This is a genomic window from Xenorhabdus bovienii SS-2004, from assembly GCF_000027225.1.
Taxonomy (GTDB): Bacteria; Pseudomonadota; Gammaproteobacteria; order Enterobacterales; family Enterobacteriaceae; genus Xenorhabdus; species Xenorhabdus bovienii_C.
The window spans coordinates 1,691,927-1,704,765 of the sequence record NC_013892.1 but is presented as its reverse complement, the minus strand read 5'-3'; the positions used below and the strand labels follow the sequence as shown (position 1 = coordinate 1,704,765).

Below are 12,839 nucleotides of genomic sequence, written 5' to 3'. Positions count from 1 at the left end.
CGCCTGTTACTTGTTAACTAACACGGGCGTTGAGGTAACTCTACGCCCGTGTATGTGTGTTTAGGGTAAACAAAACAATGGCAAAAAAAGATTATTATGAGGTTTTGGGCATTTCCAAAACCACAGAAGAGAAAGAGATAAAAAAAGCCTATAAGCGGCTGGCAATGAAATATCACCCAGATCGCAATCAGGGTGATAAAGAAGCAGAAAGTAAATTCAAAGAAATTAAAGAAGCGTATGAGATCCTGACGGATGCACAGAAGCGCGCCGCTTATGACCAATATGGTCATGCTGCCTTTGAACAAGGTGGTATGGGTGGTGGAGCAGGCGGTTTCGGTGGCGGGGCTGATTTTAGCGATGTCTTTGGTGACGTTTTCGGGGATATCTTCGGTGGTGGCCGTCGTCAGCAGCGTTCTAGCCGTGGCTCTGACCTGCGTTACAATATGGACTTGACACTGGAAGAAGCGGTCCGTGGTGTGACCAAAGAGATCCGTATTCCCACTCTGGAATCCTGTGATACCTGTCATGGCAGTGGCGCAAAAGCGGGTACCAACCCAGAAACCTGCTCAACCTGTCACGGTGCAGGGCAAGTGCATATGCGACAAGGATTCTTTACGGTTCAGCAGCCGTGTCCGCAATGTCATGGGCGTGGAAAAGTTATCAAAGAGACTTGCGGAAAATGTCATGGGCATGGCCGTGTTGAGAAATACAAAACCCTGTCCGTTAAAATTCCAGCAGGCGTCGATACCGGTGATCGCATTCGCTTGGGTGGTGAAGGTGAAGCGGGTGAACACGGTGCACCAGCAGGTGATTTGTATGTTCAGGTTCAGGTCAAGGCGCATCATATCTTCGAGCGTGATGGCAGCAACCTTTACTGTGAAGTACCGATTAACTTCGCAACTGCGGCACTGGGCGGTGAAATTGAAGTCCCAACCCTTGATGGCCGTGTCAGCCTGAAAATCCCTGCGGAAACTCAGACGGGTAAATTGTTCCGCATGAAAGGCAAGGGCGTGAAATCCGTCCGTGGCGGCGCTCAGGGCGATTTACTGTGTCGTGTCGTGGTAGAAACGCCGGTGAAGCTGAACGACGAACAGAAAGACTTACTGCGCAAGCTGGGTGAATCTTTGGGTGGCAAGAGTGGTGAAACCAATAGCCCACGCTCCAAGAGTTTCATTGACGGCGTGAAGAAGTTTTTTGACGATTTGACTAAGTAATTTAATGTTTTTATAAAATCGTTGGTATTAGTTCCCTTGATTATCTTTTTGAACTGATAATCAGGGGAATATATTCAGTAGTCGTTTTCATCTCAATCTTACCCCTTACTTTTGTCATAGAAGCAGGAAAAATTCTTTTTCACTTTAGATATTATCCATCTACAAATTAATTTAAAAAATGCGCATACAGATAAGTCAGGAAAATGTAATCTATAGATAATTTTCTTTTTTTATATCATTAAATATGAAAGCTTCCGTAACTCACTATTTTATATACTTATTATTAGAAAAAATAACAATAGGAAAGAAATTTAATTATCAAATATAAGTCATTAGTTAATTTTTTCATGGAGAGGGAGTTCATGTGAATGTATTAAAATCCTAGTGATTAGTAGTATTTTTTCCAGATAAATTAAAATTATAGCATATTGGATAAAATACGATAAAAACTTGGATTCACATATTAAGCGCAACACCGTAATGGACGAAGTAAATGAGAGGGTATTCCTTTAAATAACTCATTCGGTGTTTTGTAATCTCGTGTTTTACGAGGACGATTATTTAATCGGTTTGCCACAAGGTTAATCTCCCGCTCTGACACCTTATTAAAATCAGTTCCTTTTGGGAAGTAATCTCTGATTAATCCATTCGTGTTCTCATTTATCCCTCTTTCCCAGGGGGAATACGGGTGAGCAAAATAAATTTTTGTCTCTAAATTTTTACTGATCAGTTCGTGTTCGGCAAATTCGAGGCCGTTATCAAAGGTCATTGTTTTAATTTTATGTTTTATCAGTGATAAATGTCTTGTTGCCGCTTTTGCGACCCCTTCTGCTGTTTTATTTTCAAGTTTAATTATGATAGTAAATAACGATTTTCGTTCAACTAATGTCAATAATGCACTTTTATGATTTTTACCCACGATAGTATCTCCTTCCCAATCACCAATACGCTGCTTTTTATCAACAAGTTTGGGGCGCTTATCAATACTGACTCTGTTTTTAATTTTTCCTCTGCGCTCATAACTTCCATAGCGTTTACGATACGGTTTTTTCGCAATCCTAAGATGTTGCCATAAATTACCATCATTAAGTTTATCCTTATAAATCAATCGATAAACTGTTTCATGATGCAAAGATATTATATTTTCCCTTTTGAGATAACCGACTGTTTGTTCAGGACTTAAATCTTGCCAAATTAACTGTTTGATCCACATTTCTATCTCTGGTTTCACTTTTACTGCTTTTGTAGCACACTGTCGGCGCGCTACGGCCTTAAGCTGAGCTTGTTCAGGCGTATATTTCTTTGCCTCCCGATTTCGTCTCAATTCCCGGCTAATCGTTGATGGGTTTCGATTGAGTGACTTTGAAATCTCCCGTTGTGAAAAACCGGCTTCTTTCAGGCTGAAAATCTGATATCTTTCTGTTTCGGTCAGTTGTTTATAGGCCATAGCGCATTTTCCTTTGGCGAGAAAGATGCCTACTATAGCAACTGACCGCCTTTCTTAGAAATTGCACTTATTATGCGAATCCAAGATCTATCAATAATTAATTAAAATATATCAGATAAAAATATTCTATATTTTAGTAAATTCTACTGATTAAAAGATATATTTTCCGTTTAGAGAGTTGGATAATCGATAGCTAGTTTGTTATAGTTGAAAAGCAGAACATCGAGTCAAAAATATTCTACTAAATCCAAATGAGGTCTGAATCATGTTAGAAGATTCCCCAAAAGATGCCCAAAAAGACTCTACTAATCCCCTTAAAGATATGCCCTACGAACAAGGTAAGTTATTGAAATCAAGATGTATCATGATATCTGGCGAAATTAATCAAGCACTAGCCGAAAAGGTAACAACTCAGCTATTAGTTTTACAAGAAATAAATAATGATCCAATAAAGATTTTTATTAACAGTCAAGGCGGGCATGTTGAGGCTGGTGATACCATTCATGACTTGATTAAATTTATAAGACCAGAAGTCTTTATAATAGGTACAGGTTGGGTTGCAAGTGCTGGTATTACCATATTTCTTGCCGCTAGGAAAGAAAATCGTTATTCTCTCCCTAATACCCGTTTTATGATTCATCAACCTTTAGGTGGATATCAAGGAAAAGCATCAGATATAGAGATTGAAGCTAAGGAATTCTTATTTATACGCAGCCGTATAAATAAACTTATCAGTGATGCTACAGGACAATCGATAGAAAAAGTAGAAAAGGACACTGATAGGAATTACTGGATGCGCCCACAGCAAGCTATTGAATATGGGATTGTCGGCCGCATAATAACTAAATGGGACGACATCCAATAATGTAAATGGAAAATAGGGTGGGCAGAAGTTCACCCATTATTTCATATATAAATTCATTATCGCTTTAAAAATTTTGGTGCTTGCCATTCATTATGTAGAATTGCATACATATACATGTCACTCCAAATTCCATTAACACGTTCATTTTGTAATAGGTGAGCTTCTTGACGCATTCCGAGTTTTTCAACTAATCGTTTAGAACCAAGATTTAAAACATCTAATTTTGCATAAATCCGATGGCATCTAAAATATTCAAAACTAATATCAATCAGTGCCCCTAAAGATTCTGTTCCAATGGACTTTCTTTGATAAAATGGGTGAAAGATACAACCTATACGCAATTAACTTGAAGATGCGGGTTTTAAAATCTGGAAGTTATCAGTCAACCGAGTGGTGAGTTCTTTCGCTTTTTCTGGCAATGTGACATGAAAAAAGTGGCGCAGCGTTTCACGGAATGTTTTGGTATCCGGAAAATAGACATTGTTTCGTACCTGCTCATTCACATACTTCCATAATCGCTCAATCGGGTTGAGATTAGGGCTGTAAGGCGGCAGGTAGTGCAACTCAATATTCAAAACCTCGGCAAAAAATTGGACGACTCCGGAACGGTGATAACCCGCACCATCCAGAATAATGTGGATTTTTTGCGAAAGTGGATAGGTTTCCCGGATTGAGCCGAAAAAAAGGACGACATTTTTCGCGTTAATCGTCGGATATTCACGAACAATAGTCTCTTCAATCCGTTGTAAATTAAGGGCACCCATGATGTTGAGTCGAGTACGACTGCCTGTGGTTTCAACCACTTTGACGTGCTTCCGCCCGCTCTTCATCCAGCCATAACTTAATTTTGTGGACAGGGTCGGGTGAACCGCATCAATAAATAAAATAGGCGCATTCTGGCCACATTCTTCTTTCAGCGCGTTGTAGGTTTCAATAAACTGTTGCTGTTTATCCGCATCAAATTTATGCGGAGCACCCATTGGCTTCTTGTAGCTGAAACCTTGACGGTGAAGCCATTTCGTCATTCCTGCGACAGTGAAAGTCACCTGCCATCGTGCCCGAACATAGGCCACAATTTGTGCGGTAGTGTGCATCAAATTTGCCATCAGATACTCAACTAATTCTGTTGTTTGTTCGGCAGACAAACGGCTTTCAGAGCCCCCATTTTCAGGGGCGAGTTTTTCCTCAGAGAAGTAATCTTTCAGATGGCGGCTCACCGTACTTTCATGGATCCGCAAAGCCTGAGCAATCATCTGGGCAGTCCAGCCTTCTGAGGCCAAAAGCACGGCCTTGATGCGGTCACGTACTCGTCCATCGCGAGTCGTATCATGCATCAATTCGAGGGCGTCTTTTTGGGCATCTGTTAGATTAATTTTCATGGGCGCAATCATGATCTGATACAAATGAAAAATCAAGCATCTTCAATGACGACGGGTATATTTCTCCTTGTTGTGACTCTTTATTCGTTAGTCTTAACATTATTTCTCCAGCCAAATCATTATTTTCCCTTAGAATTACGGCAAGCCTTACCTCATCTCCATTATTATTAAATGCAGGGGACATAACTCTATTGAATTGGGCATGCATATTCTCATCTGCTGGAGGATAACTATATAGAAACGTGTAAACTTCTGGCAATGAATGATAACTTTGATACTTGGAGAAATCTTTTATTTCAAATTGACGGAGAATCAACCGTGATGTAAAAAATAAAAGAGAATTATCTTCTGAAAACATAACCCACCCCCCTAGATTAATAGCAAAATTATTGATTGTCACCCTCGCTGATTTTCTTATTTATATTTCCTTTCTTTCAAAAGGAAAAAGCAAAAAAAACTAGCTAATAGAGTCAATGAAAATATCATTATAAAAATAACTCTCGTTTTGTGCAGACATTGCTGGATCGAAAAGATCGAATGAGTATGGCTGTTGGTTTAGAAGTAAGAGTACCATTTTGTGACCATCGTTTAGTTGAATATGCATTTAACATTCCTTGGAACATGAAATCGTTTGATGGGCGGGAGAAAAGTATATTGCGGGCAGCTACCCGTGACATTTTACCAGCATCAATTTCTGAACGTGTCAAAAGTCCTTATCCATCGACTCAAGATCCTGCCTATGAAAATGCTTTGCGTAACACCATGTCTGAGATCATGTTGGATAATCAAGCACCTGTTCGCCCACTTTTTGATCAAAAACTTGTTAATGAGAAACTCAGTTTTTCTGTTGGTTCAAATTCACCTATGTATTCCCGTATGGGAATGGAACTTGCGGTTGGGCTTAATAGTTGGTTAAATGAATACAAAGTTGAGTTAAATTTTTAGCAGGTACTCATGCTATTCTTATACTTTTAAAAGCAGCAATGGTTTCTCTTGGCATAATGAAATTCGTTGAGGTTTGAATATGCACTCAAACAGTAGTTTTTCCGTATATCTTATTGCCATTGGTGCATTTGCCCTTGGTATGGCTTCATACGTAACGGCTGGCTTGATCCCTTTGATTGAAACATCTTTTTCCGTATCTGTTGCTATGGCTGCACAGTTAGTGACTGCTTTTACACTGGCGTATGGGCTGGGTTCTCCATTAATTGTTGCAGTGCTACCCATGAATAAGCAGAGGCAAGGGCTTTTGTTAGCACTTGTCATTTTCTTTGTGGCCAATGTTGCCAGTGCATTAAGCAGTAATTTTCAAATGTTATTAATATTCAGAGCTATTGCAGGCATTGGTGCTGGAGTTTATCTGGCTATGGGAATTGCAGCTTCGGCAGCCCTTTCAGAACGCAATAATCAGGGTAAATCTATCGCCATTATCATGGGTGGCATGGCAAGTGGAGTGGTATTAGGTGTGCCCCTTAGCCTTATTTTAGCTAATTATGCAGGCTGGCAGGCAGCACTATGGCTGATAAGTTTATTGGGATTGGCATCATTTATTGGATTGGCTTTAAAGCTTCCTGCCTTGCCCGATACTTCACACATTCCTCTGAAAAGAAAAATAGCTATTTTAGCTGATGGTAATGTCTTAATGATTTTGTCAGTTTCCCTTTTGGCTGCAATATCCAGCTTGGGAATGTATACATTCATTGCGCCATTAATTTCAGAGCCAAGTTATAACGTGAATGTTTCTGTAACCACTTATTTATGGGTATGGGGAATTGGCGGGGTTATTGGTAGCTTCCTGATTGGGCCAATTATAGATCGGATTAAAGGCCCATTACTGACATTGATTATCATGGTATTACTCGCTATTTCATTATTATTACTCCCATTGTTCGCTGAAATAAATCAGTGGTTGGTTATGTTGCCAATTGCATTATGGGGAGCTGTAGGATGGGCATTACAAGTTCCACAAAATAATGAGTTGATTAGTACCCGTGAGAAGCAGGGAGATGGAAATTTAGCGGTAGCATTGAATGAGTCTGCACTTTATCTTGGTAGTGCTATTGGTGCCGCTATCGGAGGATTGTTACTTTCATTGAGTATTCCAATATGGATCCTAGCTGTTGCCGCAGGTGGAATTGCCGTTATCGGGGGGATCATACAAATATTTTATCTTTTACGAGCAAGTCAAAGGACAACGAATAGTTCTCAATAGCCGCTTATGGTTTTAAGATATTGAGCGACACTCAATCTGATTTAAGGTCATGTATTAAATGATTAGATTAGGTATTAAAAATAATGTTCACGTTCAATAAAGGTTCCTATCACTTTATCGTGCATTTCTTCCGATTTTGAATACCCAATGGTTTTTCTATTCAGCCTTTTGATTCGGGTACGATGCGTTAAATTCGTTCTCTCTATACGCTGAGTAAACGCCTTTCCAGTCAAGTGCTCTTCCTCGGGAAGTGGGTCGTAAACAACATAGTCATCCGTGCAGTAAAACCGAATAGTAAAGGAAGATAAGAGGGTAAGCAGCTTGTCTAACGTTTTTCGACTGCGATCGCCAAAAACATGAGCCACTATTCGCTTCAGGCGGGGTTCCCAAGCATACCAAAGCCAGCGTTGGTTTTTCTTATTGCCGACAAACGACCATTGCTCGTCGATTTCACAGACAATCTGGATGTCACATTCCGCAAGGGGAAGTGTCGTTACGTTTCGGGGTCTGAGGTTTTTAATGTTTTCATGACGGTGGCGGTGGCGACTTTCAGGATCCGAGCGGTGTCACGAATTCCCCCGTTATTCATCGCGATATCGACAATCTGTTCTTTAACGCCGGGTTTGCAGGCCTGATAGGTATACGCCAACTGAAAGACCTTACAGCAGCTATAACAGCGATAACGAGGATGTCCGCCATTTCCTTTCCCATGTCCTTTGACCTGTTCTGATTTGTGGCAATAACGGCAATAGACATCAACTTTGGCCATACTTCATCCTTAAAAAGCCGGAAGCATATCACAGCAACTAACCATTTAATACATGACCTGATTTAAGGGATTTGGCTATATCATTCTGTAGTCAGATTGAGTTTTCATTTATATTACTTGAACTTCTCACTCTAACTTAGTACAAAAAATTCCTGCCACAATCACGACACAGGCTAATAACCGCATTTTGCTGAATGGTTCTCTCAGGATAAAGACAGATAATAGCACCGCAAACAGCACGCTAGTTTCACGCAGTGCGGCTACCAGTACAATTGAGGCGTGACTCATTACCCAAATGACAATACCATAGCTCAACAACTGCATTAGCCCACCTATTAACCCTTGCTTCCAGTATTGACGGACGTTTTGTCCAGCCGTTTTCCGGTATTTGAAATAAATAATCACACCCATTGACCAGCCATGAATAGCGAATAACCACAAGATATAGGTTAAGGCGCTATCACTGGCACGGGAGCCAATTCCATCAGATAAGGTATAGCAGGCAGTAAATATTGAGGTTGTGAGCGCTGCGATTAATGTCCTGCGATCTATCCGGATGGATTTCTTACCGTGAGGAAATGCGATCAAAATAACCCCTGCGATAATTAAACCGACGCCTAGCATGGCAAAGGGCGGTAATACTTCCTGCAATATTATCCAACTCAATAAGACGGTAATTAGCGGTGCACACCCTCTGGCGATGGGATATACCTGACTTAAATCTCCTGTGGCATAAGAACGGCTCAGAAACAGGCAATAACCGATATGCAAGATGGAAGAGAGTATTAACCACGATAGAGAGGCGGGTGTGGGTAATCCAACCCAGAACAATCCGGATGTCGAAATCAGACCGGCAAAAAATACGAGTATTGAAATACTCAAAAAGCGATCTGCATTGATTTTGACTAAGGCATTCCAACTAGCATGTAACAAGGCGGCAGCGAGTACAGATAATAATAGTAAGGTTGACATATGCGTATATTTTAGTCACCGCGTTAATGGATTAATGATAAAAACAGCTTTTGATGCTTATAGCAATGTACCCATCTCTGAAAAAATGTTACTTTCTCAATGTTATAATTCGAATATAACGATGCATATTGCATAAATAATCGATTTTTTCCGATGTCATGACTGTCATAACATTAGTGCCCTAATCAACTTAATAGGTTATCAATTCATGACTGCAATCATTCGCCAGTTTTTAAAGTTAGAAGCAGCGGGAGGAATTATCCTCATTATCGCTGCGATTGTTGCGCTGGTTTTGGCGAATACACCATTGCAGGGTATCTACCACCAATTTCTCAACCTTCCGGTTGCGGTGCAATTTGCCGCCTTGGAAATTAAGAAACCGCTGTTGCTCTGGATCAATGATGGCTTAATGGCCGTATTTTTCCTGATTGTCGGCTTGGAAGTTAAGCGAGAATTAATGGAAGGTTCGCTGGCTGGCCGTGACAAAGCCGTTTTCCCTGCGATTGCCGCAGTTGGAGGAATGATCGCACCGGCGCTGGTCTACCTGTTGTTTAACGGTGGTGATGAAATCGCTCGGCAGGGTTGGGCTATCCCCGCCGCTACAGATATTGCATTTGCGCTTGGTGTCATGGCACTGCTGGGAAAACGTGTGCCAACAGCATTAAAAGTCTTTTTGCTTGCTCTGGCGATTATTGATGACTTGGGCGTCATCATTATTATCGCTCTGTTTTACACCAAAACCGTTTCGTTAACTGCTCTCGGCCTGGCAGGGGCTATGATAGCGCTTCTGATTTGGATGAACTGGCGCGGAATAGCTAAAACATCTGTTTATCTGATGGTCGGTGCTGTTCTGTGGATTTGTATTCTGAAATCAGGTGTTCACGCAACATTAGCTGGCGTCATCGTTGGGTTCATGATCCCTTTGCGCTGTAAAAAAGGTCATTCACCTTCTGAAGCACTTGAGCATGGTTTGCATCCATGGGTGGCTTATTTAATCCTGCCATTATTTGCTTTTGCCAATGCGGGGGTTTCGTTGCAGGGGGTAACATTGAACGGCTTAACGGGAATGTTGCCAGTGGGAATTGCCCTTGGCCTGTTTATTGGCAAGCCTCTGGGTATTTTTCTGTTTAGCTGGATCTCAGTAAAACTGGGCATAGCCAAATTACCGGAAGAAATTGGTCTGAGGCAGATTTTTGCCGTCTCGGTACTGTGTGGGATCGGTTTTACTATGTCTATTTTTATTTCTGGTCTGGCATTTGAAGGTTTAAATGAGGCTTTCAGTACTTACTCCCGCTTGGGTATATTGATTGGCTCAACAGCCGCAGCTGTTATTGGTTATGGATTATTGAATATACTTTTGCCGAAGAGAAAACATCGCCAAACGCAGATGAATAGATTAATTTAGGATAGAAATATATGCGGGTTTCACATTTAAACTTTAACCACCTTTATTACTTTTGGCATGTCTGCAAGGAAGGCTCCGTTGTTGGAGCAGCAGAGGCGTTATACCTGACACCACAGACCATTACTGGTCAGATTAAGGCTCTGGAAGAACGTTTGGCTGGAAAGTTGTTCAAGCGTCAGGGGAGAGGGTTGGTTCCGTCTGAGTTGGGGCAATTGGTTTTTCGTTATGCAGATAAAATGTTTATGCTCAGTCACGAAATGCTGGATATCGTCACTTACAGCCGAGAATCAAACCTGTTGTTTGATGTGGGTGTAGCAGATGCGTTATCCAAGCGCTTAGTCAGCAAAGTGCTGGAAACCACAGTTGTAGAGCATGAGAAAATCCATCTGCGCTGTTTTGAATCAACCCATGAAATGCTACTTGAGCAACTGAGCCAGCATAAGCTCGATATGATCCTGTCAGATTGCCCGGTTGACTCTTCTCAGCAAGAAGGGCTGTTCTCAGTGAAACTGGGCGAATGCAATGTCAGCTTTTACTGTCGTCAGCCGATCCCAGAAAAACCGTTTCCAGAATGTCTGGAAGAGCGCCGTTTACTGATCCCCGGTCGCCGTTCGATGCTGGGCAGAAAACTTCTGACATGGATACGTAATAAAAATCTGCAAGTTGAAGTGCTGGGTGAATTTGATGATGCTGCGCTGATGAAAGCATTTGGCATGTATCATAACGCTATTTTTATTGCGCCTTCTTTCTATGCCAGTGATATCTTCGTTGATAGCGATATTGTTGAGATTGGTCAATTGGATGCTGTACAAGAAGAATATTATGTCATTTTTGCGGAGCGTATGATCCAACATCCGGCTGTTCAACGGGTGTGTAACAAGGATTTTTCTGCTTTATTCAGTACACCACTAAAAAAATAACACTGAGAACCATATTGAGACGTAAGACATTGAAACTTAAAATTACAGGTACAAAAAAACCGGCACTAAGCCGGTTTTTCAGCATAATCAAAAACAATAATTACATTGCTTTGATTTGCGCTGCCAGAGCAGATTTATGACGTGCTGCTTTATTTTTGTGGATCAGACCTTTGCAGGAGTGACGATCAACAATTGGTTGCATGTCATTGAATGCTTTCTGTGCAGCTTCTTTATCGCCAGAAGCGATAGCCACGTATACTTTCTTGATAAAAGTACGCACCATAGAACGACGGCTCGCATTATGCTGACGGCGTTTCTCTGACTGTACGGCGCGTTTCTTAGCTGATTTGATATTAGCCAAGGTCCAACTCCCAAATATATTCTAGCGAGGACAATTCAAAGGCCGAGAAATATGCCTGTTCAGCCTTCGTTTGTCAATGGATTTGTGCAAATAAACGTCGTTGTACGGCGACGCTGTTTACGTTGTGATGGGGCAGGATTTTATCAGCTTACTGAAAGGGAATACAGCTTTTCGCAACAAAAAACTCAATGAATCACTAAAGAAGTGAGATAAATTAAATATTTTTCGGGCATCTGGCCTGTTTTTATTGTAAGAATCAGGTTATTAATTAAAAACCCTTTGTGATCGTGGGTTAACCTTGTGCGCTGTACAAGGTATAATCCGGCAATTTCCACGGTATTGAGCCAGCTATGGAGCTAATTCGCGGTGTACACAATATCCGGGCGCGCCACCATGGTTGCGTGCTGACGATTGGTAATTTTGATGGTGTCCATCGCGGGCATCAGGCTTTATTGAAACATCTGAAACAAGAAGGGCTGCGTTCCGGGTTACCGACGATGGTCATGATTTTCGAACCGCAGCCATTGGAAGTTTTTGCTGTCGATAAAGCGCCAGCCCGCCTGACACGGCTGAGAGATAAAATAAGATATCTATCCCAGTATGGCGTTGATTATCTGTTATGTGTGAAATTTGACCGAAATTTCGCAGCTAATTCACCTGAAGCCTTTGTTTCACGGTTGCTCGTGGAAAAACTGGGTGTTAAGTTTCTGGCAATAGGGGATGATTTCCGTTTTGGCAAAAATCGTCTCGGAGATTTTCACTATTTACAACAAGCGGGTAAACAATACTGTTTTGATGTCGCCAGTACAGACAGCTTCTGTGACAGCGGCCTGCGGATCAGCAGTACTGCTATTCGTCAGGCGCTGCAAGATGATGATCTGGCATTGGCAGAAACATTATTGGGGCATCCTTACAGCATAAGTGGCAGAGTCGTTCACGGTAAGCGCTTGGGACGTACCATTGGGTTTCCTACGGCAAACTTACCGTTGAAACGTCTGGTTGCCCCTGTAAAGGGCGTTTATGCTGTGGAAGTTTATGGATTGGGCGATAAACCCTTACCGGGTGTCGCTAATATTGGTAATCGACCCACAGTTGCGGGTCTGGGCCAGCAACTTGAAGTGCATTTGATTGATACCCAGATGGATCTGTATGGGCGTCATATTGATGTGGTATTACGCAAAAAATTGCGTGATGAGCAGCGATTTGCTTCGCTTGATGCGCTTAAACAGCAAATCGCAAATGATGTGGTTGCTGCAAGGGATTGTCTTTTGCAGCGATCCGAGTCATGTATCTAG

General features: G+C 41.6%; 13 protein-coding genes and 1 pseudogene. 7 read left to right on the top strand and 7 right to left on the bottom strand.

Going from position 1 to position 12,839, the window contains the following annotated elements; translation table 11 throughout:
* The first annotated feature begins 77 nt into the window (after positions 1-77).
* A complete protein-coding gene (gene dnaJ / locus XBJ1_RS07465) occupies positions 78-1,214 on the top strand; it encodes a molecular chaperone DnaJ (RefSeq protein ID WP_012988238.1) in 1,137 nt (378 codons plus the stop codon).
* Positions 1,215-1,677: 463 nt separating this feature from the next.
* On the opposite strand, the gene XBJ1_RS07460 is transcribed toward dnaJ, so the two are convergent.
* On the bottom strand, positions 1,678-2,661 hold the full coding sequence (locus XBJ1_RS07460) for an IS30 family transposase (protein ID WP_012988237.1): 984 nt from the start codon (positions 2,659-2,661) through the stop codon (positions 1,678-1,680).
* A 322-nt stretch (positions 2,662-2,983) separates the two neighbouring features.
* On the opposite strand from XBJ1_RS07460, the gene XBJ1_RS07455 reads away from it, so the two are divergent.
* Positions 2,984-3,526, top strand: coding sequence for an ATP-dependent Clp protease proteolytic subunit (locus tag XBJ1_RS07455; RefSeq protein WP_049778844.1), 543 nt, complete (start codon positions 2,984-2,986; stop codon positions 3,524-3,526).
* Positions 3,527-3,582: 56 nt separating this feature from the next.
* Here the strand turns inward: XBJ1_RS07455 and XBJ1_RS19665 are convergent, their stop codons facing one another.
* The 3 genes from XBJ1_RS19665 to XBJ1_RS07445 are packed head-to-tail and all read right to left on the bottom strand — an operon-like array spanning position 3,583 to position 5,263.
* Positions 3,583-3,867: a GNAT family N-acetyltransferase gene (locus XBJ1_RS19665; protein WP_012988235.1), complete on the bottom strand. Its 285-nt coding sequence runs from the start codon at positions 3,865-3,867 to the stop codon at positions 3,583-3,585.
* Entirely contained in the window at positions 3,868-4,905 is a 1,038-nt protein-coding gene (locus tag XBJ1_RS07450; protein ID WP_041573280.1) for an IS630 family transposase, read from the bottom strand.
* Positions 4,895-5,263, bottom strand: a complete 369-nt coding sequence (locus XBJ1_RS07445; protein WP_049778808.1) for a GNAT family N-acetyltransferase — start codon at positions 5,261-5,263, stop codon at positions 4,895-4,897. The genes XBJ1_RS07450 and XBJ1_RS07445 overlap by 11 nt, the downstream gene beginning before the upstream one ends.
* Positions 5,264-5,406: 143 nt before the next feature.
* Between XBJ1_RS07445 and XBJ1_RS07440 the strand changes: the two are divergent.
* Positions 5,407-5,850: pseudogene (locus XBJ1_RS07440) on the top strand (asparagine synthase-related protein); the annotation flags it as partial.
* Between the two features lie 79 nt (positions 5,851-5,929).
* A complete protein-coding gene (locus tag XBJ1_RS07435) occupies positions 5,930-7,117 on the top strand; it encodes an MFS transporter (protein ID WP_012988233.1) in 1,188 nt (395 codons plus the stop codon).
* 74 nt (positions 7,118-7,191) lie between these two features.
* Here the strand turns inward: XBJ1_RS07435 and XBJ1_RS20685 are convergent.
* A protein-coding gene (locus XBJ1_RS20685) for an IS1 family transposase (RefSeq protein WP_143827645.1) occupies positions 7,192-7,886 on the bottom strand; the annotation gives its coding sequence in 2 pieces (ribosomal slippage) (positions 7,192-7,631 and positions 7,631-7,886; 696 coding nt in all).
* A 126-nt stretch (positions 7,887-8,012) separates the two neighbouring features.
* A complete protein-coding gene (locus tag XBJ1_RS07425) occupies positions 8,013-8,858 on the bottom strand; it encodes a DMT family transporter (RefSeq protein ID WP_012988232.1) in 846 nt (281 codons plus the stop codon).
* Positions 8,859-9,066: 208 nt separating this feature from the next.
* On the opposite strand from XBJ1_RS07425, the gene nhaA reads away from it, so the two are divergent.
* Complete coding sequence (gene nhaA / locus XBJ1_RS07420; RefSeq protein WP_012988231.1) at positions 9,067-10,263, top strand: Na+/H+ antiporter NhaA; 1,197 nt, start codon at positions 9,067-9,069, stop codon at positions 10,261-10,263.
* 11 nt (positions 10,264-10,274) lie between these two features.
* Positions 10,275-11,183, top strand: a complete 909-nt coding sequence (nhaR, locus tag XBJ1_RS07415; RefSeq protein WP_012988230.1) for a transcriptional activator NhaR — start codon at positions 10,275-10,277, stop codon at positions 11,181-11,183.
* Positions 11,184-11,283: 100 nt separating this feature from the next.
* On the opposite strand, the gene rpsT is transcribed toward nhaR, so the two are convergent.
* On the bottom strand, positions 11,284-11,544 hold the full coding sequence (gene rpsT, locus XBJ1_RS07410; RefSeq protein WP_012988229.1) for a 30S ribosomal protein S20: 261 nt from the start codon (positions 11,542-11,544) through the stop codon (positions 11,284-11,286).
* Positions 11,545-11,894: 350 nt separating this feature from the next.
* Between rpsT and ribF the strand changes: the two genes are divergently transcribed.
* Positions 11,895-12,839, top strand: coding sequence for a bifunctional riboflavin kinase/FAD synthetase (gene ribF, locus XBJ1_RS07405; RefSeq protein ID WP_012988227.1), 945 nt, complete (start codon positions 11,895-11,897; stop codon positions 12,837-12,839).